This window comes from Amycolatopsis nalaikhensis (assembly GCF_030264295.1).
In the GTDB taxonomy this organism is placed as follows: domain Bacteria; phylum Actinomycetota; class Actinomycetes; order Mycobacteriales; family Pseudonocardiaceae; genus Amycolatopsis; species Amycolatopsis nalaikhensis.
In genome coordinates, this window is record NZ_CP127173.1 from 5528480 (window position 1) to 5550556 (window position 22077).

A 22077-nucleotide genomic window follows, 5' to 3' on the forward strand; every position below is an offset into this window, starting at 1 on the left:
TATCGCGGGACCTCCACTGGTCTGGCGATCACCGGGGATCTAGGTTGATCCCGGGTACCCACCGGGCGGACGACCTCCGCGCGCCGGGTCCCCGTCAACCCTGTGAAGCGCGTCCCGGCCACGAACCGGGCGCGGGAGACAAAGGAGTCACCACCGTGACCGAAGGAGTGTTCGCCCGGGGCACCGGGCACGAACAGGTCGTGTACTGCCACGACCAGGCCAGTGGCCTGAAGGCCATCATCGGCATCTACTCCACCGCGCTCGGGCCCGCCTTGGGCGGGACGCGCTTCCACCCCTACGCCACCGAGTCCGAGGCGCTCGACGACGTGCTCGCGCTGTCGAAGGGCATGGCGTACAAGAACGCGCTGGCCGGGCTCGACCTCGGCGGCGGCAAGGCCGTCATCATCGGCGACCCGAAGACGCTCAAGTCCGAAGCGCTGCTGCGCGCGTACGGGCGCTTCGTGCAGTCCCTGGGCGGCCGCTACATCACGGCGTGCGACGTGGGCACCTACGTGCACGACATGGACATCGTGGCGCGGGAGTCCCGGTTCGTCACCGGCCGCTCGCCCGAGGACGGCGGCGCGGGCGACTCGTCCGTGCTCACCGCGTTCGGTGTCTTCCAGGGCATGCGGGCCTCGGCCGAGCACGTCTTCGGCAGCCCGGACCTGGCGGGCAAGCGCGTCGGCGTGGCCGGCGTCGGCAAGGTCGGGCACATCCTCGTCGGGCACCTCGTCGAGGCGGGCGCGCAGGTGACGATCACCGACGTCTACGCGCCGGCGATCGAGCGGACCCGGTCGGTGTACCCGGACGTACAGGTCGTGTCCGATGTGGACACCCTGCTGCGCACCGAGCTGGACGTCTTCGCGCCGTGCGCGCTGGGCGGCGTGCTGAACGACGAGACGGTGCCGGTGCTCGGCGCCAAGATCGTCTGCGGCGCGGCCAACAACCAGCTCGCGCACGCGGGCGTGGACAAGCAGCTCGCCGACCGCGGCGTGCTGTACGCGCCGGACTACCTGGTCAACGCCGGCGGCGTGATCCAGGTCGACGACGAGCGCCACGGCTTCGACTTCGAGCGCGCCAAGCGCAAGACGACGGCCATCTACGACACGACGAAGGCGGTGTTCGCGCTGGCGGACACCGAGGGGGTGCCCCCGGCGACGGCGGCCGACCGGCTGGCGGAGCGGCGGATGGCGGAGGTCGGGCGGCTGCGGTCCATCATGACCGGGTGAGTCTTTCGGCGATCTTCGAAACGGCGGGCGTGCGGGGGTTCCTGCACGCCCGCCGTCTCGGTTCCCCCGGCGAGGTCGGCGTCGACGCCGACGCGCCGGTCGTGCTGGCCTCGGTGGTCAAGGTGGCGCTGGCGTACGAGTTCGCCCGCCAGGTGGCGGCGGGCCAGCTGGACCCGACGGACCGCGTGCACGCGACGGCGGCGGACCGCCTGGGCGGCACGGGTTCGGCGGGGTTCGCCGACGACGTCTCCTACAGCCTGCGCGACGCGGCGCTGCTGGCGTTGTCGATCTCGGACAACACGGCCGCGGACCTGCTGTTCGACCGGGTCGGCGTGGCGAACGTCCGGTCGTTGCTGGCGGAGCTGGGCCTGTCCCGGACGTCCGTCATCGGCGCGCCGCGGGACTTGCTGGCGACGATCCTCGAGGACCAAGCGGCCCGGCGGCCGTTGCGGGCGCTGGATCCGCTGCGGACGTCGGCGAGCACACCACGGGAGATGACCAGCCTGCTGGCGGCGCTCTGGGCGGACCCGGGGCCGGGCGCGCGGGTCCTCGGGTGGATGACGGCGCAGGTCAGCTGGCACCGGCTCGCGGCCGGGTTCCCGCCGGAGGTGGCGGTGGCGGCCAAGACGGGCACGTTGCCGGGCATCCGCAACGAGATCGGGGTGGTGACCTACCCGGACGGCGCCGCGTACGCGGTGGCGGTGTTCACGGTGGCCGAGGCGGAGACGTTGCGGCGCCCGGACATCGACCGAGCGATCGGCGACGCGGCCCGTACGGCGGTGGAGGCCCTGCGGTCGTGAGTGTTTAGGGCGGTTAGAACCGCCCTAAACACTCACGACGCTTTCAGGCGCGGTCGTAGAAGACGTCCCAGGGGCGGGCTGCTCCGGGGTCGGCGGGCACCAGCCGGGAGACTCCGTCGTCGCGGAGGACCTCCGCCGCGATCTCCGCCAGCTTCGCCGCCTGCGGGTGCGGGCTCGACGACGGCCACGCGAACGCCGTCCGGGACCGCAGCACCTCGCCCGTCAACGGCCGCCACACCACGCGCGGTTCCTTGCGCGCCCGCGGCTCGAACGCCACCCCGTGCCCGGCCAGCACCAGTCCCAGCACGAACTCCGGGTTGCGCGCGTGGCGGATCGACGCCGGGCGGAAGCCGTGGTCCCAGCACGTCCGCAGCAGCGCGTCGTAACTCCCCGGTGCCGCCGCGCGCGGGGCGTGCACCAGCCCTTCGCCCGCCAGGTCGGCGAGCGCCAGCGACGACCGCCGCGCCAACGGCGAGTCGCGGGGGAGCACCACGCCCAGCGGCGTGTCGACCGCGGGACCCAGTTCCAGCCCGACGACGTCCACCGGCAGCTGCAGCAACCCCGCGTCCAGCGACCGGTCCGCGAGCAGCCGCGCCTGCTCGGCCGTCGTCAGCTCCTGCAGGTCGAGCCGGACCATCGGGTGCTGCGAAGCGAACGCCGTCAGGATCGCGGCCAGCACCCGCCCAGGCAGTTCGGGTGGCACCCCAGCGCGCAGGGCGTCCGTCTCGCCACGCGAGGCCTTCGCGACGAGCGCCGTCATCCGCTCCCAGCGGGACAGCAGGTCGCGTGCCTCCGCGCGGAGCACTTCGCCCGCTTCGGTGAGCGTGACGCGGCGGCCGCGTTCGAACAGCTTCGCGCCCAGCTCGGCTTCGAGCCGTTTGATGCGCTGGCTCAACGGCGGCTGCGCGATGCCGAGCCGGTCCGCGGCGCGGCCGAAGTGGAGTTCTTCGGCGACCACGAGGAAGTACCGCAGCGAACGGAGGTGGTCCACGCTGCGACGATAGCCGACCGCATATCGACATGCCGACGTCCCGATCTTGGACAGCCGCGCCCGGTCCGTGGTCTGGTGCCCGGTATGGACACAGGACTCAGCAGACGCGGGCTGTTCGGCGCGGGGGCCGCGGCGGCGGCCATCCTGGTGGGCGCGGGCCCGGCCGCCGCGAGCCCCGGCACCTCACGGATGACCTTGCGGTGGTGGGGGAACAACGGCTGGGAGGTCCGCGTCGAGGACAAGACGATCCTCATCGACCCGTGGCTGACCCGCTTCAAGACCGGGACGTACACCCCGGCCGGCGCCGACCCCCAGACCCCGCTATCGGTGAACCGCGAGCTGATCGACGGCTACCTCGACCGCGGCGAGCTGCGCGCCGACCACATCCTCGTCACCCACGGCCACTACGACCACCTCAGCGACGTCCCCTACCTGGCGAAACGCACCGGCGCGACGGTCTTCGGCACCGAAACCCATTTGAGTCTCATGGCCGCGCTCGGCGCCCCGGAAGACCAGCTGGCGGTCGCGAGCGGCGGCGAGGACCTCACCTTCGACGGCTACTCGATCCGGATCTTCCGGTCCCTGCACTCGGCGACCGGCCCCCGGGCCCGCGTCCCGTTCCCCGGCTCGCGGCCGCTGTCCCGCCGCGACCGGCCGCGCGTCATCGAAGACCTCGTCGAGGGCGGCACGCTGGCCTACCAGGTCACCGGCGGCGGCGCGAGCGTGCTGAACTTCGGCGGCTCGAACTACATCGAGTCCGAGCTGGCGGGCGTGCGCCCGGACGTCGTGTGCCTGCCGGTGGGCGGCGCGAAGGTGACGCAGTACGTGCCGCGGCTCCTGCGGACGCTGGGCAACCCGCGGTACGTGGCGGCCACGCACTGGGACGACTTCGACCTCCCGCTCGGCCAGGCCCACGACCCCAACGGCGGCCTCGACACCTTGCGCGAGGCGGTGACGGCGGCGAGCCCGGCGAGCGAGTTCGTCGTCCTGGACCACCTGGGCACGTTCGTCCCGTGAACGCTCCGAAGGCCACCATCAAGGCTCTGATGGTGGCCTTCAGGGGCTTGGCGGTCTCAGCCGCTCTTGCGGCGGAAGGTGCGCTTGTTCGCGGCCGGGCCGTGGGCGTGCTGGTTCTTGCCGCCCCCGCTCTCGTGCGACGCGCCCGCACGGGCGTGGGCCTGCTTGCGCTCCAGTGCCTCGCGGAACTTGCGCTTGACGTCGTCCTCCTCGCCGCTCGGCGACGGATTCGGTTCACTCATGCTGACCTCCGGACGTGACGACGTGTGACCACTCCAGCCTGGCAGTCGCGCACCCGGTTGGCGAGTTCATTTCAGCGTTTCGGGGACGGCACGCCGCCGAACTGCACCGACGTGCGCGTCAACGGGCGGCCGCAGTGGTCGCACAGCAGCATCGGCCGCAGCCGGTTGCCGCATTCGACGTGGTTCAGCGTGATGTCCGGCTCCTGGCCCGCCACCTCGAACCCGCGCGACCACTCCGCGATGAACGCCAGCGCGGGGAAGAACGCCAGCCCCTTGGCGGTGAGGCGGTAGTCGCGCGCGTCCGTGCGGGTCTTGGCCGTGCCGGTGCGCAGCACACCGACTTCGACGAGCTTGCTCAGCCGTCCCGACAGCACGCTCGGCCCGATGCCCAGCTCGCGCTCGAACTCCGAGAAGTGGCGGCAGCCGAGCAGTGCCGACACCAAGAGCCCGGTCGACCAGCGGTCGCCGAGCAGTTCCATCGTGTCGGGGAAGAACATCAGCGGGTCGCCGGCCAGCGATTCGGCGTCCTTGCGGCGGAAGCGCTTGGACGCGGTCGCGGCGGCGACGCCGGTGCTGTCGAGACGCTCGGCGCGGACGTCGCGCGCGTCGACCCGGCGCCCGCAGGCCGCGCAGCCGAGGGGCGCTGATGTAGCCAGCTCACAGTCGAGGTGGATCAACGTCGGCAGCACTTCGCGACGGCCTTCGACCCACTCGCGCTCCCACGCCCAGATCGAGATCAGCAGCGGCCACAGCTCGAGGCCGCGCTCGGTGAGCCGGTACTCGTGCCGCGTGCGGCGCGCGTCGCGGTACGGCACGCGCGTGAGCATCCCCGCGTCCACCATGTCCCGCAGGCGCCCGGACAACGCCGTCGGCGAGATGCCCAGCCGCAGCCGCAGCTCTTCGTAGCGGCGGAACCGCAGGAACAGGCTCTGCAGGATGAGCAGCGTCCACTGGTCGCCGACCAGCTCCAGCGCCCGGCGGAGCGGGTCCCCCGCCGGCCGGATGCGGTGTGCGGTCGCTTCGGTCACCGTCGTTCCCCCTCGTTGCATAGCGGCCTCAGCGTACACCTGACTACACCAAAAGAAGCCTATTGACACCTGGGTACACAAATCATAGTCTCATCCCCATCAGCCAGCGCGGTGAGCCCGAGAGTCAGGGAGCAGCCCGATGACCAGCACCTCCGAACAGCCGCTGATGGTGGCCCGGACGGCGGACACCGGCGAGGCCAACCCCTACCTCCTCGGCGTCTACGCCCCGGTCGGCACCGAGATCGACGCGGAAGACCTGCAGGTCATCGGCGAGATCCCGAAGGACCTCAACGGCGTCTACCTGCGCAACGGCCCGAACCCGCGGTTCGCCCCGGAAGGCCGCTACCACTGGTTCGACGGCGACGGCATGATCCACGCCGTCCACCTGGAGAACGGCAAGGCGCGCTACCGCAACCGCTGGGTCCGCACGAAGGCCTTCGAAGCCGAGTCCGAGGCGGGCAAGGCGCTCTGGACCGGCGTGATGGAGAACCCGGCGGGCAACCCGTTCGGCAACGCGCACGGCCTGGGGCTCAAGGACAACGCCAACACCGACGTGATCTTCCACCGCGGCCGGATCCTCGCGACCTGGTACCTGTGCGGCTCGCCGTACGCGGTCGACCCGCTCTCGCTGGAGACGCTGGGCGCGGAGGACTTCCTCGGCACGCTGGTCGGCGACATGATGGCCCACCCCAAGGTCGACGAGGCCACCGGCGAGCTGTTCTGGTTCGACTACGGCCCCCGCCCGCCGTACCTGCGCTACGGCGTGATCAGCGCGGACGGCGAGGTCGTGAACACGACCGAGATCGAGCTGCCGGGCCCGCGCCTGCCGCACGACATGGCCGTCACCGAGCACTTCGCGGTGCTGATGGACCTGCCGCTGGTCCAGGACCTGGAGGCGGCGAAGCTGGGGCGGCACAAGCTGCACTTCGACCGCTCGATGCCGAGCCGGTTCGGCGTCCTGCCACGCTACGGAGACGGTAGCCAGATCCGGTGGTTCGAGGCCAGCCCGTGCTACATCTACCACGTCGTCAACGCCTGGGAGCAGGGCGAAGAGGTCGTCCTCGACGTCTGCCGCGTGCGCAAGCCCGCGCCCCGGCCCGACGCGCGCACGCCGCTCGCAAAGATGCTCTCCTACCTGCGGCTCGACGCCCAGCTGCACCGCTACCGCTTCAACCTGCGGACCGGCGTGTGCCGCGAGGCCCCGCTCGACGACGACAACACCGAGTTCCCGACTGTCGACGCCCGCGGCGTCGGACGGCGGAACCGGTACTCCTACGCGGTGCACATCTCGCCCGAGTCGACGCTGAAGTTCGACGGGCTGGTGCGCTACGACAATCTTGCCGGCGCCAAGACCGAATACCGGTTCGGTCCCGGCCGGTGGGGCAGTGAGGCTCCGTTCGCACCCCGCGAAGGAGCGGCCGCCGATTCGGCGGACGGTCATCTGGTGACGTTCGTGCAGGACGAGCGTGAGGGACGCTCGGAACTGGATATCTTCGACGCCGCCGATCTCGCTGCCGGACCCGTGGCCAGGGTCCTGCTTCCCCAGCGTGTCCCGCTCGGTTTTCACGCGACCTGGGTCCGGGCGGACCAGCTGGAACCACTCCGCGCATGAGATGCCATCGAGAGGGTCGCGCCCGGGACTTCCGGGCGCGGGGATGGTGGAGTGCGGAGACGATCGACCGGCTCGTGAAGGAGCGGGTAGGTGCCGACCCGGAGGGTCTCGCGCTGGTCGATCCACCGAACACCACCGCACTGGTCGGACGCGACCCGGTGCGGTGGACCTGGAGCCGGCTCGACGAACGCGTCGACGTCCTGGCCGCGTCGCTGCTCGCCAGAGGGGTGCGAGCAGGTGACGTCGTGGCCGTGCAGCTGCCGAACTGCTCGGCCCTGGTGCAGGCGTTCCTCGCGGTCGTGCGGATCGGCGCGGTCGTCACCCCGTTCCCGGTGTCCTACCGGGAGCACGAGCTGGGCCCGATGTGCCGGCGCACCGGGGCCGTGGGAGTGGTGACGGCATCCAGATGCGGCGAGCACCCGCTCGCCGGGGCGGCCCTTGGGCTAACCGGCGCTTCGGCGCCGTCGGTCCGGTTCGTCGTCGCCCGGGGGGACGACGAACCGGCCGGCGCCCTGGCCTGGCCGGAAGATCCACTGTCCGAAGCGGAGCGATCCACTTTGGACAGCTACCTCGCCGCGCTCGACACCGACGTCAACGACTGCGTGACGATCTGCTGGACGTCCGGCACCGAAGCCGAGCCGAAAGCGGTCCCGCGCTGCCACGGCGACTGGCTGGCGACGGCGGCGGGCTGCGTCCAAGCCGCCGGTCTCACCCGTGAAGACGTCCTGCTTTCGCCGTTCCCCATGACGAACATGGCGGGCATCGGCGGGATGTTCCTGCCGTGGCTGCTGACCGGCGCGGTGTTCGTCCCGCACCACCCGTTCGACCTGCCGGTGTTCCTCGGCCAGCTCGCGGCCGAGCGCGTGACGTACACGCTCGCGCCCCCGGCGTTGCTGACCATGCTGCTGCACAACGAAAAGATCTTGTCCGAAGTGGACATCTCGGCGCTGCGGAAGATCGGGTCCGGCTCGGCGCCGCTCTCGCCGTGGCTGGTGCGCACCTGGGCGGAACGTCACGGCATCGACATCATCAACTTCTTCGGCTCCAACGAGGGCACCGCGCTGCTGTCCGGCCCGGTGGACATCCCGGACCCGGACCAGCGCGCGAGCTACTTTCCGAACTACGCCTCCGGCGTGACGTGGTCGACGCCGGTCGCGGACTGGACGTCGGTGCGGCTGCACGACCCGGTCACCGGCGAGCACGTGACCGAGCCCGGGCGGCCCGGCGAACTGCGCATCGCCGGGCCGACAGTGTTCGCCGGGTACCTGACGTCGCTGGGGGAACCGCTCGACACGTCGTCCTTCGACGAAGACGGGCACTTCCGCACCGGCGACGTCTTCGAGGTCGCCGGGGACCGCGGGGAGTTCCTGAAGTACGTGGACCGGATGAAGGACCTGGTCATCCGCGGCGGGATGAACATCTCGCCCGCCGAGGTCGAGGGCCTGCTGGCCGGGCACCCGGACGTCGCCGACATCGGCGTCGTCGGCGTGCCCGACGACGTCATGGGCGAGCGGGTCTGCGCGGTCGTCGTGCCGGGCGCGCGGAAGCCGTCGCTCGACGAGCTGGTCGCTTACCTGCGCGAGAAGAAGGTGGCCGCGTTCAAGCTGCCGGAACGGCTCGAGTACGCGGAGTCCTTGCCGCGCAACGCGGTCGGGAAGATCCTCAAGCGGCGGTTGCGGGAAAGTCTGGGGTGAGGCCATGACCGTGTTCGTGCTGGGCGGGGCGCAGACGGACTTCGCGCGCAACGTCACCAAAGAGGGGCACGGGATCCTCGAGCTGTTCGCCGAGGTCGTGCCCGCCGCCTTGGCCGACGCCGGTGTCGCGGCCGAAGACGTCGAGGTCGCCCACGTCGGAAACCTCGCGGCGGAGCTGTTCACCGGCCAGGCGCAGCTCGGCGGGCTGCTGGTGGCCGCCGTCCCGGAGCTGGACGGGGTGCCGTCGACCCGGCACGAGGCCGCGTGCGCGTCCGGCAGCACCGCGGTGCTCGCCGCGTGCGCCGATCTCGAAGCGGGCCGGTACGACCTGGCGCTGGTGGTCGGCGTCGAGCTGATGCGGAACGTCGACGGGCAGCGCGCCGCCGAGCACCTCGGATCCGCCGCGTGGGCCGGGCACGAAGCCGTGTCCGCGAAGTTCCCGTGGCCCGCGTTGTTCGCGGACGTCGCCTCGGCGTACGACGAGCGGTACGGCTTGGACTCGGCGCACCTCGGCGTGTTCGCCGAACACGCCTTCGCCCGGGCGAGGCTGAACCCGCTGGCCCAGGCCCGCGACTGGCGCTTCCCGGACGGCGCGTTCGGGCCCGACGACACGCTGAACCCGGTCATCGAGGGCTGCCTGCGCAAGCAGGACTGCGGCCGGATCACCGACGGCGCCGCGGCGGTCCTGCTGGCCTCACCCGCGTTCGCCGAGCGGCTCGGCGGCGGGTTCCCGCGGATCGCGGGGTACGGGCACCGCACGGCGCACCTCGGCCTCGCGGAGAAGCTGGCCGCCGACGGCGAGTACCTGTTCCCGCACCTGCGCGGCGCGGTCGTCGACGCCTACGAGCGCGCGGGCGTGGCCGGGCCGGACGCGCTGGACGTCATCGAGGTGCACGACTGCTTCACGATCACCGGGCTGGTGGCGTGCGAGCACCTCGGCGTCGCCCCACCGGGCGGCGGCGGCCGGTTCATCGCCGACGGCGGGCTCGACGCGGCGGGGATCAACCCGGGCGGCGGCCTCATCGGCCTCGGCCACCCGGTCGGCGCGACGGGCGTCCGCATGTTGCGCGACGCGGCGCGGCAGGTGACGGGGACGGCCGGGGAGACGCAGGTCGAGGGCGCGCGGACGGCGTTGACGCTGAACGTCGGCGGGTCGTTCACTACGGTGGTGACCATGATCGTGCGGGCTTCGGCATGAAGCTTTCGGTGTCGCTGGGGCTCTGGCAGGACCGGCCGCCGGAGGAGGCGCTGGAAACGGCGCGGGCCGCGGAGGCCGCGGGTTACCCGGAGCTGTGGATCGGCGAGATGGCGACGTGGGACGCGTTCGCGCTGGGAACGGCGATCGGCGCGGCGACTTCGCGGATCGCGTTGACGTTCGGGCCGCTGGCGGTGACGGTGCGGGACCCGGCGACGATCGCGATGGGCGTGGCATCGGTGGCGGCGCTGACGGGCCGGGCGACGGGGGTGGCGCTGGGCACGTCCAGCGACGTGGTGGTCCGCGGCTGGCACGGCCGGTCCCGGTCCCGCGCGGCGACGGCGTTGGCGGAGTCCGCGATCGCCGTCCGGCAGCTGGTTTCCGGTTCGAAGTCCACTGTGGACGGCTCGGTGGTCGGTTCGCAGGGGTACCGGCTGCGCTTGGCCGCGCCGAATTCGCCGCTGACGATCGCGGCGTTCGGGCCGCGGGCGTTGGAGGTCGCCGCGCGGTACGCCGACCGGATGGTGGTGAACCTCGTCAGCCCGGCGGCCGCCGCCTCGCTGGTGCGAGGCCTGCGTGCCGCGGCCGCACGGGCCGGGACCACGCCGCCGCCGGTGGCCGCGTGGGTGGTCGGCGCCGCGGATCCGGGCCAGGCCGAGCTGGAGCAGCTCCGCCGCGGGGTGGTCGGTTACCTGGCGGCGCCGGGCTACGCGGACATGTTCCACGCGGAGGGGTTCGGCGAGCTGGTGGACTTCGCACGGACGCGGCCGCACCCGCGTGAGCTGCTGGCGGCGGTGCCGGTGGAGGCGATCGCCGCGGTGGGATTGCTGGGCGCGCCGTCGGAGATCGCGGCGAAGGCAAGGGAGTACGCCGAGGCCGGGGTCGACGAGCTGGCGATCGTGCCCGCGACCAGCGATGAGGATCCGGGTGGCGCGAAGACGCTCGCGGCGGTGGCGGCGGAGCTGGCCTGAGGGTCGCTGAGGTGGCGATCGTCTCCGCGGCCAGCGATGACGATCGGGCGGCGGAGCTGGCGTGAGGCCGCGGTCTGACCGTGTCGATCCGCAGGCCGAGCGTCATTTCGCCGGAGCGTGTCGATCCGCGCCCGGCCCGTTCGACGCGTTGGCATGACTGAACCCACCAAGACCAAGAACCTCGACGACCGCTACGGCTTCGCGGCACTGCCGTGGAGCAGGGCGCGCGACCTCCTCGCCACCCAGACCCCCAAGGAAAACCTGAGCTTCTTCGTGGGCACCGTCCGCCCCGACGGGCGGCCGCACTCCGCGCCCGTCGGCGCCATCTGGGTGGACGGTGCCCTCTACTTCAAGAGCGGACCCGGCACCCGCCGGGCCCGCAACCTCGCGGCGAACCCGGCGTGCGTCGTTTCCGTGCGCTTGAACGGCCTCGACCTCACCCTCGAGGGCGAAGCCCAGCGCGTCACCGACTCCGCGACCCTGGAGCGGGTGGCCGCCGTCTACCGCGAAGGCGGCTGGCCCGCCACGGTCGACGGCGACTCCCTCACCGCCCCGTACAGCGCGCCGAGCGCCGGGGCGCCGCCGTGGTCCCTCTACCGGCTCGTGCTGGACCGGGCCATCGGCGTCGCCACCGCCGAGCCCCACGGCGCCACCCGCTGGGACTTCAGCCGGTGATGGCCGCCGCCACTGTCGCCCCGATGCCGACCATCCCGTCGGCGTGGGGGTGCAGCGGGGCCGCGACCGACGTCGGGACCAGGCTTTCGAACCACTTGACGCCGGGCAGCTTGCAGACGTCGTGCCCGATCGAGGCCGTCCGGACGTCGACGTAGTGCGCGTTGTGCGCGGCCGCCTGCCGGGCGAGCGCGGCGTTCGTCTTGTCGATGCTGCCCTGGATGTAGTTCGCGTCGCGCGGTGTCAGCGGCGCGATCGGCCAGCACCCGTTGCGCGGCAAGTACGTCCCGTACCCGGCGACGTAGACGTCGGCGTTCGGGGCGTGCGCGTGGATCGCGTCGAACAGCGCGCCCCACGTCGGCTCGAACGCGGCGATCCGCTCGGCGAGCTGGTCGTGGCCGCCCGCCGTGTAGCGGTCGACGCAGTCCGGGGTGAGGCCCGGCAGGAGGGTGATGCAGCTGGTCGCGGCGCCGACGAGGCCGACGTCGTTGCCGCCGATCGTCACGGTCACCGTGCGCGTCCGCGCGCTGAGCGCGTCCAGCTGCGGCGGCACCGGACCCGACGACGTCTGCTGCGGCGACGTCATGTCCGCGGTCGTCGCGCCGGAGCACGTGACGTCCTTGAGCGGCAGGCCGAGCCGTTTCGCGACGATGTGCGGGTAGTCGAGCAGCGACCGGAGGCAGCCGGGGGAGGAGAGGTCCGGCGGCGGGATCAGCGGCCCGGCCGCCGCCGAGTCGCCGAGCGCCACGTACTCCCCGGTGGTGGCCGCCGTCGCCGGGCCCGCCGTCGCGCTCCCCAGCGCGGCGACCGTGATCGCGATGAACGCCGTCTTCCTCAGTCGCACGCGGTCCTCCTTGACGTGGTGCCGATGGTTGGTTTCCGTGACACCATCGGCACCGGCCGCGCCCGGGCTGACTGGGAATCCGGGCAGAGAACGAGGGGATCGGTTGTGACGGCGCACAAGCCCGGCGGTGCCCTGTCCCTCGGCGGGCAGCGCGTGCACGAGCGGCTCACCCGCGAGGAGCCCGACCTGATCGCCAGGGTACTGGCCCGCATCCAGGCCGAGGTCGCCGACTACCGGCGGCTGCCGGCCGAGGAGCTGACGGGCGACATCGCGGAAATCACCCGGCAGGCGGTGCGCGCGTTCGCCCGGAGCCTGCGCGAAGACCGCGAGCTCAACGCGGCCGAGCTCGACCGGATCGGCGCGTCGGCGGTGCGCCGGGCGGAAGAGGGATTCCCGCTCGAAGCGGTGCTGACGGCGTACCACGTCGGCGCGCGCGAGATCCTCGCCGTCGGCACGGCCGAAGCGGGCGGCGCCGACACGGCCGACCTCGTCGACGTCGCGGACCGGGTGCTGGCGTTCGTCGGCACGGTGACGCGCGCGGTCACGCGCGGGTACCTGGAGGAGCTGCGGACGAAGGTCGGGCAGGAGCACACGGCGCGTCGCACGCTGTTGTCGGCGCTGGTCGACGGCGGTCCGGTCGACGTCGTCGCGCGCAGTGCCGGGATCACGTTGCCGTCGCGGTACTTGGTGCTGAGCGTCGAGCTGGGGCCGCACGCGGACGAGGCATCGCCGGGGGTGGACGCCGAAATCGCGGTCCGGCGCAAGCTCCGCCGGTTCCTGGCGACGTTCGAACGCTGTTGCGGCGACGGCGTCCTGGCATCGCTGGACGGCGCGGGCGGGCTGGTGCTGGTCCCGCTGGCGGAGCGCCTGGCTTCGGTCGCATCGTGGCAAGCGTTGCTCGAAGGGGCGGGGCGCGAGGCGGGGGTCGAGGTGCTGGCGGCGGCCGAGACGGCGGCGCCGGGCGAGGTCCGCGAGGTGACGGGCCGGACGGGCGAGGTGCTGGAGGTGCTGCGCTGGTTCGGCCGCGGGCCGGGGTTGTACCGGCTGGACGACGTGCTGGTGGAGTACCAGCTGACCCGCCCGGGCGCGGCGCGGGACCGACTGGCGGCGGCGCTGGCCCCGGTGGAGGAGCACGCGGAGCTGGTGGAGACGCTGGAGACGTACTTGGAGCTGGAGACGAACCGCCGCCGCACGGCGGCCCGCCTGCACATCCACCCGAACACGGTGGATTACCGGCTGCGGCGGGTGCGGGACTTGACGGGCATAGACCCGATCCACCCGGCGGGCCTGCCGCGGATCATCGCGGCGGTGGCGGCGCGCCGGGCATCGCTGGCCGCCCGCGGCTGACCCGGCCCCCGGCTGGGCTGAAGGGGACGTTCATGGCATCTGATGAGCTGAAGGGCGCTTTCCTCGCATGTGGTGGGAGGAAAGGGCCCTTCAGCCCACCTCGACCGGGCGGCGGCTGAGGTGGCGCGGCAGGCCTCCCGATCTCGCCGCGCACAGCCGCCCCGCGCGCGGCTCGCGCGCGGCGAGCGCCCGATCAGGTTGCCGTGTGGGCGGGGCTGCGGGACGGGAGCTTCGCCGGGCGCCGCGGGGCCGGAACTCGCACCGCGAGCGGAGCCCGCCCGAGCACCGCGGCACCCGCTCCGGCGACGAGCACCAGCCCGAGCACCCCGGCAGCCACCGCCGAGGGCCAGTCGAACCGCAACTCGCCCGCCCGGCCCAGCACGAACCCGTCGTGCAGCGCCCAGGCCACCACCGCCACCCCGGCCGCCTCCGTGAACGACGTCCGGACCGCCACCACCAGCACCACCGCCCCCAGCGTGACCAGCGCGTACCACGGATACCGCGTCGCCCCGGCGAAGACCGCGAGCATGACCGCGGCCACCGCGGCCACGCAGCCGAACGGGAACCCGAAACCAGTCATGCCCCCACCGCACCGCCCGGCGCCACCGGCGGCCATGACCCAGGACACATTCCCTACGCCGGGACCGCCGGATCTTGACGATTCATTGACCCGCCACACTCGCCACGCGCGCCACCGCCGCCGCGATCTCCGGCCACACCGCGCGCGGCAGGTTGTGGCCCATGCCTGGCACCACCAGCAGCTCCGCGCCCGGGATCGCCTCCGCCGTCGCCTTGCCACCACTCACGTTGATCAGCGGGTCCGCGTCGCCGTGGATCACCAGGGCCGGGAGACGCACCGAACGCAGCCCGGCCGTGCGGTCGCCCGAGGCCACCACCGCCGCCGCGTGGCGGAGCGTTCCGATCGGGTGGCGGGCCCGGTCGTAGTGCACCGTCGCCTTGGCCAGGAGGAACGCCTCGTCGTCCGGGTAACCCGGGGAGCCCAGCCGCCGGTAGCCCTCGACGCTGTCGGCCAGCGCCTGCTCGCGGGTCGACGCCGGCGGGCGCGTCAGCAACGCCAGCGCCCACGGCTCCGCCTGCCCGACCGCCGGGTCGCCCGTCGTCGACATGATCGACGTGACGCTCAGCAGCCGGTCCGGGTGGTCGATCGCCAGCTGCTGGACGATCATCCCGCCCATCGACGCCCCCACCACGTGCGCCCGGTCGATGCCGAGCGCGTCGAACAGCCCGACGGCGTCGTCGGCCATGTCCGAAAGCGTGTACGGCGCCGTCGTCAGGTCGCCGGCCGCCAGCGCCGCCAGGTCCGGGGCGGGCAGGTGGTCGAGCCACGTCGACAGCCCGACGTCCCGGTTGTCGTAGCGCACCACGAAGAACCCGCGGCCGGCGAGCAGCTCGCAGAAATCGTCCTCCCAGGTGATCATCTGGGCGCCGAGGCCCATCACCAGGACCAGGGGCGGGTCCGCCGGGTCGCCGAAGGTGTCGTACTCGAGCTTCGAGACCGTTGGCCTGTGCGCGTGCCATGCCCCCGATCCTGCCGCACGCGCGCGAGGCTGGCACCGGCACCGTCCGTGCGGTTACCGTTACGCCCCATGCCGACTTCCTCTTCGGGCACCGGACAGCGTCCCCGGTCGCGGGCCGCGGCGGGACTGCCGGCGCTCACGGCCGACCGGATCGTCAGCGCGGCGACGAAGCTGACCGCCGAACGCGGCCTCGACAACTGGACGTTGCGCGAGCTCGCCCGCGCGGTCGAGGCCTACCCCGCGGTGATCTACCACCACGTCGGCGACCGGGACGCGGTGGTCAACGCCGTCGTCGACCGCGTCGTCGGGTTCCTGGAGCTGCCGGAGGAGCGGCTCCCGTGGCAGGAGTGGTTCACCGAGCTGCTGGCGGGGCTGCGCGCGCTCTTGCGCACCTACCCGGGTTGCGCGCGGCGGCTCGCGTTGTTCGGCCCGTCGGTGAAAGCCGCCTCGCGCAGCATCGACGCCGGGATCGGGGTGCTGCTGGCCGCCGGGTTCGGCCGCGAGAGCGTGCTGGCCTACAACCTGCTGCTGATGACCGCCTGCCAGTTCGTCGCGATGGAGGACGACCGCGACGGCGCGCTCGCCCTGCGGATCGACAACACCGAGGAGTACGCGACGTACCGGGCTCGCGGCGACCTGCCGGGCATGGCGGAGCTGGGCGCGGCGATGCACGACCTGATGGGCGACCCCGACCTCGCGGCTGGCTACTACGCGCAGCTCTACGACTACGCCGTCCGGCGGTGCCTCGACGGCCTCGCCCACCGCCTGGGCGAACTTCGCGAACCGGACGAACCGGGGTTGACAGCGACTTGACAGTGCTCCGGCGTACCGTGGGCGTGCGTCGGTGGTCCGCCCACCGGCCCGGAGCCCCCGGCGCCCTCCTCCCCCTCGTGGCGCCGGGGGCTCCGGTCTGCTATTCCGGGCCGCTCTGCCGCGGCGACGGCGGCCCGCCCCGCGGCGGTTCCGCCTGGATGGCCGGGAAGATTTCGCCGACCAGCGTGACGAGCGACTTGGCGAGCAGCAGGTGCACCTGCGCGCGGGTCAGCGAGCCGCGCACGAGCCACTCCCGCCCGGCCGACTTCACCATCCCGCCGAACGCGCGCACGAGCGCGTTGAGCTCCGGCCCGTGTTCGCTCGCGCTGGACAGCCCGACGGCTTCGAGCACGCGGTCGGCGGACTCGCGGTCGGCTTCCTCGAGGATGCGCTCGACCTCGAGGTCGCGGCCGATGCCCTCGGGCGCGATCGCGGCCAGCCACATGCGTTCCTGGCTGGTGACCATGTCGAGGAACCACTCGATGGCGACGTCGGCCCGCAGCTCGAGCGGGCCGTCGGGCAGGATCTCGACGGCCAGCCGCGGCACGGTCAGCGCGCGCCGGATGATTTCCAGGTACAGCTCGCGTTTCGTGCCGAAGTAGTGGTTGATCAACCCGCGCGCGACGCCCGCCGCCGCCGCGATGTCCGAAGTGGACACTTCGGAGTAGGGACGTTCACCGAACAGCCGCGCCGCGCAAGCGTAGATCTGTTCCTTCCGTTCGTCCGGTTCCAATCTCCGCCATCTCGGCGCCGGCTCGGTGTTCATGGGCCCATCGTCGCATGCCCCGTCGCGCCGGGCAGTTCAGTGAGCACGGTGTCGGAAGCGCTGCCACGATCGGGGCACGCTCAGTCCGGGAGCGTGATCGGAGCGAGGTCGTCGAAGAGGTCGCCGGGGCCCGGGTTCACCGGATCGGTTGCCCCGCCGAAGTGGTGCAGCACGCCCCAGACCGCGTTCAGCGCCGTCTGCACCGCGCCCTCCGCCCAGCCGGCCGTCCACGAGACGTCGTCGCCCGCCAGGAACAACCCGCGGTACTTCGGCGGCAGCGCGTCCTGCACGAAGTGCGTGAAGAGCCGGTGCTGGTAGCGGTAGTGCCCGGGCAGGTTCGCCTTGAACGCGCCCATGAAGTGCGGCTCGTCCTCCCACGACACGGTCACCGGGTCGCCGATGATGTGCCGCCGGACGTCGACGCCGGGGTAGATCTCCCGCAGCGACTGCAGCATCACCTCGACGCGCTCGCCGACGGAAAGCGGCAGCCACTTCAGGGAGTCGTCGGCCCACGTGTAGGACAGGCAGATCACCGCGGGCCGGTCCGGGTCGCTGCCGAGCAGGTAGGTGCCGCGCGGCATCCGGTCGGTGAGCGTCATGCTCATCGTGTCGCGGCCGGTCGCCGGATCGCGGTCGAGCCAGAACGGCCGGTCGACCGGCACGAACACCTTCGACGACGCCATGTAGTGCGTGCGCTCGATCGCCGTCCAGTGGTCGATCGGGAACAGCTCGGCGTCGCATTCGATCTTGGACAGCAGCATCCAGCTCTGCGCGGTGAACACGGCCGCGGGGAACGTCTTGATGTGGCCCTCGGTGTCGGTGACCGTGATGTTGTTCGGCGCGGTGCGGTGCAGCCGCGCGACGCCGGGCCGCGGCCGCCCGCCGTGCAGAGTGGACAGGCTCGTGCCCGCGGGCCAGAAGGCGATGTCTTCCGGGGCCAGTTCCCACAGCCGCAGCGGGAGCTGCCCGCTGCCGCCGACGATGCTGCGGTGCTCGTCGTCGGCTCCCGTGTAGACCACGCGCAGGATTTCCAGGATGGAGTTGGGGAAGTCGGTGTCCCAGCCGCCCGTGCCGAAGCCGACCTGGCCGAAGATCTCGCGGTGGCGGAAGGAGGCGAACGCGGGGGAGTCGCAGAGGAAGCCGTAGAACGTCTGGTTGTCCAGCCGCGGGACGAGCTCGTTCCACAGTCGCTTGATCGTCTTCGCGTCGCGGTCCCGGATCGCCGTCTGCATCTCGGCGAAGGACGCGTGCTCGGCCAGGGTCCGGTCCCAGGCCGCGGCGACGTCGCGGAAGACCGCGGGCAGGTCCTCCGGCGTCCGCGCGTAGTGGCTCTCTCCTTTCAGGTCCACGACGGTGCTCGGCGTCTCGGGCGCCAGCGGGTTCGGGAACGGCGTCGTCTCGAGGCCGACCTTGTCGATGTAGTGGTACAGCGCGGTCGACGCGGGCGGGAAGCGCATCGCGCCCATCTCGGCGACGACGTCGTCGGGGCAGCCGGGGAACCGCACGCTGCGCAGCCGTCCGCCGATCTCGGCGATCTCGTACACCACCGGCCGCAGGCCCAGCTTCATCAGCTCGTACGCGGTGACGATGCCGGAAAGGCCACCGCCGATCACGGCGACCTCGGTGCCGTACCACGCGGCGGGCACCGAACCCAGCCCGGCGGGGTGGGCGAGGTAGTCGTCGTAGGCGAACGGGAAGTCCGGCCCGAACATCGTGATCGGGCGGCCCGCGGGCTCCTCGTGGTGGATCGCGGTGGGGACGGCGGAGGTCATGCGGGGGTTCCTCGGTACAGATCGGGCCGTCGGTCGGCCAGGTGGGTGTTCTCCAGGCGGGACGCGACGAGCGCGTCGCGGGTGACGTCGGCGTGGACCAGTCCGGGCCCGGACCCGGCGCGGGCCAGGACTTCGCCGGTCGGCGCGACCACGCACGAGCGCCCGCAGTAGGTCAGTTCGCGTTCGGTGTCGCAGCGGTTCGCGTAGGCGACGAACAGCTGGCTTTCGTAGGCCCGCGCGGGCACGAGCGTGTCGGCGACCAGCTCGTACGGGCGCATCAACGCGGTCGGCACGACGAGCAGTTCGGTGCCGGACAACGCGTGCGCCCGCACCATTTCCGGGAACTCGACGTCGTAGCAGATCAGCAGCCCGACCCGGACGCCGTCGAGGTCCGCCTGCACGACCGCCTCGTCGCCGGGGGTGAACCACGCCTGGTCGAGGTCGCCGAACAGGTGCGTCTTGCGGTAGTTGGCCAGGCGGCGCCCGGCGGCGTCGACGAGCTGGACGCTGTTGTAGACGTGCTCGCCGTCGGTTTCAGGGTAGCCGTAGGCCAGCGCGACGCCGGTTTCCCGGGCCAGCGCGGCCATCCGGGCCGCGGTGGGGCCGTCGGCCGGTTCGGCGAGCTCGTGCGTGCGCGCGCCGATGTGGTAGCCGGTGGTGATCATCTCCGCCGTGACGACGAGGTCCGCGCCGGACGCGGCGACCGCGGCGGGCAGCTCGGCGAACGGGCCCTGGTGGATCGCGACCTTCATGCCAGCCTCGACCGCCGGATGCCGTACCCGAAGTAGATCAGCAGGCCCAGTGCCATCCAGCCGCCGAACACGACCCAGGTGGCGCCGTCGAGGCTGAGCATCATGTACGCGCAGCACAGCACGCCCAGGATCGGCGTCACCGGCGAGAACGGCACGCGGAACGAGCGCGGCCGCTCGGGCTGGCGCCGCCGCAGCAGCAGGACCGCGACGTTGACCAGCCCGAACGCGAACAGCGTCCCGATGCTGGTGGCGTCGGCCAGTTTCCCGAGCGGGATGAACGCGGCCAGGACGGCGACGAAGCCGGACACCACGAGCGTGTTGACCCGCGGCGAACCCGACCGGGCATCCACTTTGGACAGGACGCTGGGGACCAGTCCGTCGCGGGACATCGCGAACAGGATGCGCGTCTGTCCGTAGAGGACGGTCAGCACGACGCTGGAGATCGCCACGATCGCGCCGACGGCGAGCAGCCCGGCCCAGAACGGGTTGCCGGACACGACGGTGAGCACGTGCGAGAGCGCGGCTTCCTGGCCGTCGAACTGCTGCCACGGCAGGGCACCGACCGCGGCCACCGCGACGAGGCAGTACAGCACCGTGACGATGCCGAGCGAGAGCAGGATCGCGCGCGGCAGGTCGCGCTGCGGGTTCTTCGCCTCCTCGCCCGCGGTCGAGGCCGCGTCGAACCCGATGTAGGAGAAGAACAACTTCGCGCCACCGGCGCTGAGCCCGGCCAGCCCGAGCGGCAGGAACGGCGAGAAGTTCCGCGCCCGCACCGCGGTGAACGCGATCGCGCAGAACAGCACCAGCGTGCCGATCTTGACCACGACCATGACCGCGTTGGCCCGCGCGCTCTCCTTCGCGCCGGACAGCAGCAGGAGCATCGCGAGGAGCACGACGACGATGGCGGGCACGTTGACGATCCCGCCCGAACCCGGCGGCTGGCTCAGCGCGTCCGGGATGGCGAAGCCGAAAGCCAGCCGCAGCAGTTCGTTGAGGTACTGGCCCCAGCCGACGGCCACCGACGCCACCGAGACGCCGTATTCGAGCACCAGGCACCAGCCGCAGACCCAGGCGACGAGCTCGCCGAGCGTGGCGTACGCGTAGGAGTAGGACGAGCCGGACAGCGGGATCATCCCGGCCAGCTCGGCGTAGGACAGTGCCGAGAACAACGCCGTGATCCCGGCGAGCACGAACGACAGCACGACGGCCGGGCCCGCCACCGGGACCGCTTCGCCGAGCACGACGAAGATCCCGCTGCCCAGCGTCGCTCCGATGCTGAGCATGGTCAGCTGCCCGAGGCCGAGCGAGCGCTTCAACGTGCCATGATCACTTTCGGCGACCAGGTCGGCGACCGGTTTCCGCCGCACCGTCGCGGCTCGCAGGTTCATGCCGACGACGGTATCGGCCGTGTTCGGCACACAAAACAGGGCAACGTTGCGCGTACAGATGAATCACAGGTGATTCATTGCACAAGACCCGCGAATCGTGGCGAATCGTTCCGGCGGGAGATCAGTCGGTGGCGGGCAGCAGCACCGTGAACGTCGGCGGGTCCGGCTTGCTCAGCCGCAGCCGCCCACCCTCGGCTTCGGCGAGGCTGCGCGCGAGCCGCAGGCCGATCCCGTGCCCGCCGGCCGCGGCCGCGAACGGGTCGGCCTCGCCGAGGTCGGGGCCTTCGTCGGCGACGTCGATGGCGAGCGTGTCACCGGCGTCGCGGGCGGTCACGGTGACCGTGCCCCGCCCGTGCGTCACGGCGTTGTCCAGCAGCACGCCGAGCACCTGCCGGACCGCCGCGGCCGCCACCCGCGCCGTCGGCGGATCCTGCCGGACGATCCGCAGCGCCCGCCCGCGTGGCTCCAGCAGGGCTTCGCCGGACTGCCGGAGCTCGTCGAGGAGGGCGTCGAGATCCAGCTCCGCCCGCGGCGCCCGGCGTTCCCGGCCGAGGGCCAGGAGGTCCTCGATGGTGCGTTCCAGCCGGTCGGCCGACGCGATCCCGGCGCGGATCGCCTCGTACGGGTCGGCGCCCGGCGTCTGCAACGCGGCTTCGAGCTGCAGGCGCAACCCGGTCAGCGGCGTCCGCAGCTGGTGCGACGCCTCCGCGGAGAACGCGCGCTCGCGCTCCAGCGTCTCGCCGATCCGGGCGGCCGTGGTGTCCAGCGCCACGCCGACCTGGTCGATCTCGGCGATGCCCGCGCGCGGCGACCGGGCGGTGAAGTCGCCGTCGCCGAGCCGCTCGGCCGCGGCGGCGAGCTCCTCCATCGGGCGGACCAGCCGCCGGGTGGAGCGCCGGGCCATCAGCCAGCTCACCCCGGTCGTCGCGACCGCGAGCCCGGCCATGCCGACCCAGGTCAGCACGATCCGCAGCCGCAGCTGGGACAGCGGCATCGCGGCGCGGACCACGCCGGTCACCCGAGAGCCGCTGACCACCGGCACCGCCAGCGCGATTTCGTCGCCTTCGCGGTCGATGACGACGTCCGTCGTGGCCGCCGCGGCCCGCCGCTCGACCGGGCCGGCGACGGCGGGCCCGCGCCCGGCGAGCAGCCGCCCGTCCGGGGCGTAGACGCCGACCTCGCCCCCGGCTTCGTCGTCCTCCTCGTCGAGCGCGGGCACGGTCGGCGTCCGGCCGGAGTTCAGGTCCGGTGCCACGGTGAGCGCGGTGGCGTCGGCGGCCCGCTCCAGGTCGCCCTTCGTGTCGTCGTGGTAGTACTGCCACACCGCGATGCCCAGCGGCAGCGCGAAGAGCACGGTGGCGACGAGTGCGGCCAGCACCGTCAGCGAGGTGATCCGGCGGCGCACG

21 protein-coding genes are annotated in these 22077 nt (G+C 72.5%); 10 read left to right on the forward strand and 11 right to left on the reverse strand.

The features are described 5' to 3' along the window. The first annotated feature begins 155 nt into the window (after nt 1-155). On the forward strand, nt 156-1229 hold the full coding sequence (locus QP939_RS27270; RefSeq protein WP_285449052.1) for a Glu/Leu/Phe/Val dehydrogenase dimerization domain-containing protein: 1074 nt from the start codon (nt 156-158) through the stop codon (nt 1227-1229). Next, nucleotides 1226-2029, forward strand: coding sequence for a serine hydrolase (locus QP939_RS27275; RefSeq protein ID WP_285449053.1), 804 nt, complete (start codon nt 1226-1228; stop codon nt 2027-2029). Before QP939_RS27270 ends, QP939_RS27275 begins: the two co-directional genes overlap by 4 nt. A gap of 43 nt (nt 2030-2072) precedes the next feature. Here QP939_RS27275 and QP939_RS27280 read toward each other — a convergent pair whose 3' ends face one another. Beyond that, nucleotides 2073-3020, reverse strand: coding sequence for a LysR substrate-binding domain-containing protein (locus QP939_RS27280; RefSeq protein ID WP_285449054.1), 948 nt, complete (start codon nt 3018-3020; stop codon nt 2073-2075). 84 nt (nt 3021-3104) lie between these two features. Here QP939_RS27280 and QP939_RS27285 point away from each other — a divergent pair, with 84 nt between their 5' ends. Next, nucleotides 3105-4037 (forward strand): MBL fold metallo-hydrolase, encoded by a 933-nt coding sequence (locus tag QP939_RS27285; protein WP_285449055.1) that lies wholly within the window; start codon nt 3105-3107, stop codon nt 4035-4037. A 56-nt stretch (nt 4038-4093) separates the two neighbouring features. Here QP939_RS27285 and QP939_RS27290 read toward each other — a convergent pair whose 3' ends face one another. After that, the gene (locus QP939_RS27290; protein ID WP_285449057.1) at nt 4094-4279 is read right to left on the reverse strand and encodes a DUF5302 domain-containing protein; all 186 of its coding nucleotides are present in this window, start codon (nt 4277-4279) and stop codon (nt 4094-4096) included. Nucleotides 4280-4350: 71 nt separating this feature from the next. Beyond that, nucleotides 4351-5307 (reverse strand): winged helix-turn-helix transcriptional regulator, encoded by a 957-nt coding sequence (locus QP939_RS27295; protein WP_285449059.1) that lies wholly within the window; start codon nt 5305-5307, stop codon nt 4351-4353. A 139-nt stretch (nt 5308-5446) separates the two neighbouring features. On the opposite strand from QP939_RS27295, the gene QP939_RS27300 reads away from it, so the two are divergent. The 5 genes from QP939_RS27300 (at nt 5447) to QP939_RS27320 (ending at nt 11454) form a co-directional block, all read left to right on the forward strand. Then, complete coding sequence (locus QP939_RS27300) at nt 5447-6919, forward strand: carotenoid oxygenase family protein (protein WP_285449060.1); 1473 nt, start codon at nt 5447-5449, stop codon at nt 6917-6919. Nucleotides 6920-6993: 74 nt separating this feature from the next. Next, nucleotides 6994-8613 (forward strand): class I adenylate-forming enzyme family protein, encoded by a 1620-nt coding sequence (locus QP939_RS27305; protein ID WP_285449062.1) that lies wholly within the window; start codon nt 6994-6996, stop codon nt 8611-8613. Nucleotides 8614-8617: 4 nt separating this feature from the next. Next, nucleotides 8618-9811: an acetyl-CoA acetyltransferase gene (locus tag QP939_RS27310; RefSeq protein WP_285449063.1), complete on the forward strand. Its 1194-nt coding sequence runs from the start codon at nt 8618-8620 to the stop codon at nt 9809-9811. Continuing rightward, a complete protein-coding gene (locus QP939_RS27315; RefSeq protein WP_285449065.1) occupies nt 9808-10779 on the forward strand; it encodes an LLM class F420-dependent oxidoreductase in 972 nt (323 codons plus the stop codon). The genes QP939_RS27310 and QP939_RS27315 overlap by 4 nt, the downstream gene beginning before the upstream one ends. A 153-nt stretch (nt 10780-10932) precedes the next feature. Then, nucleotides 10933-11454: a pyridoxamine 5'-phosphate oxidase family protein gene (locus QP939_RS27320; RefSeq protein ID WP_285449066.1), complete on the forward strand. Its 522-nt coding sequence runs from the start codon at nt 10933-10935 to the stop codon at nt 11452-11454. On the opposite strand, the gene QP939_RS27325 is transcribed toward QP939_RS27320, so the two are convergent. After that, nucleotides 11444-12289: an SGNH/GDSL hydrolase family protein gene (locus QP939_RS27325; protein WP_285459858.1), complete on the reverse strand. Its 846-nt coding sequence runs from the start codon at nt 12287-12289 to the stop codon at nt 11444-11446. The two genes, QP939_RS27320 and QP939_RS27325, sit on opposite strands and share 11 nt — an antisense overlap. Nucleotides 12290-12400: 111 nt before the next feature. Here QP939_RS27325 and QP939_RS27330 point away from each other — a divergent pair, with 111 nt between their 5' ends. Further along, on the forward strand, nt 12401-13642 hold the full coding sequence (locus tag QP939_RS27330) for a PucR family transcriptional regulator (RefSeq protein ID WP_285449067.1): 1242 nt from the start codon (nt 12401-12403) through the stop codon (nt 13640-13642). 193 nt (nt 13643-13835) lie between these two features. Here the strand turns inward: QP939_RS27330 and QP939_RS27335 are convergent, their stop codons facing one another. Together QP939_RS27335 and QP939_RS27340 are read right to left on the reverse strand one after the other, a co-directional pair. Continuing rightward, nucleotides 13836-14222 carry a hypothetical protein gene (locus QP939_RS27335; protein WP_285449068.1) on the reverse strand — a complete coding sequence of 129 codons (387 nt, stop codon included), beginning with the start codon at nt 14220-14222 and terminating at the stop codon, nt 13836-13838. A gap of 82 nt (nt 14223-14304) precedes the next feature. Then, nucleotides 14305-15099 (reverse strand): alpha/beta fold hydrolase, encoded by a 795-nt coding sequence (locus tag QP939_RS27340; protein ID WP_285449069.1) that lies wholly within the window; start codon nt 15097-15099, stop codon nt 14305-14307. Nucleotides 15100-15249: 150 nt separating this feature from the next. Here QP939_RS27340 and QP939_RS27345 point away from each other — a divergent pair, with 150 nt between their 5' ends. Continuing rightward, nucleotides 15250-15993, forward strand: a complete 744-nt coding sequence (locus QP939_RS27345) for a TetR/AcrR family transcriptional regulator (RefSeq protein WP_285449070.1) — start codon at nt 15250-15252, stop codon at nt 15991-15993. Nucleotides 15994-16093: 100 nt separating this feature from the next. On the opposite strand, the gene QP939_RS27350 is transcribed toward QP939_RS27345, so the two are convergent. From QP939_RS27350 to QP939_RS27370, 5 genes are all read right to left on the reverse strand, one after another. Beyond that, complete coding sequence (locus tag QP939_RS27350; protein ID WP_285449071.1) at nt 16094-16759, reverse strand: TetR/AcrR family transcriptional regulator; 666 nt, start codon at nt 16757-16759, stop codon at nt 16094-16096. Between the two features lie 80 nt (nt 16760-16839). Then, nucleotides 16840-18531: a flavin monoamine oxidase family protein gene (locus QP939_RS27355; RefSeq protein ID WP_285449072.1), complete on the reverse strand. Its 1692-nt coding sequence runs from the start codon at nt 18529-18531 to the stop codon at nt 16840-16842. Then, on the reverse strand, nt 18528-19283 hold the full coding sequence (locus QP939_RS27360) for a carbon-nitrogen hydrolase family protein (RefSeq protein ID WP_285449074.1): 756 nt from the start codon (nt 19281-19283) through the stop codon (nt 18528-18530). Before QP939_RS27360 ends, QP939_RS27355 begins: the two co-directional genes overlap by 4 nt. Then, nucleotides 19280-20671 (reverse strand): amino acid permease, encoded by a 1392-nt coding sequence (locus QP939_RS27365; RefSeq protein WP_285449075.1) that lies wholly within the window; start codon nt 20669-20671, stop codon nt 19280-19282. Before QP939_RS27365 ends, QP939_RS27360 begins: the two co-directional genes overlap by 4 nt. A gap of 121 nt (nt 20672-20792) precedes the next feature. Next, complete coding sequence (locus QP939_RS27370; protein WP_285449076.1) at nt 20793-22076, reverse strand: sensor histidine kinase; 1284 nt, start codon at nt 22074-22076, stop codon at nt 20793-20795. Between the last annotated feature and the right edge of the window lies 1 nt (nt 22077).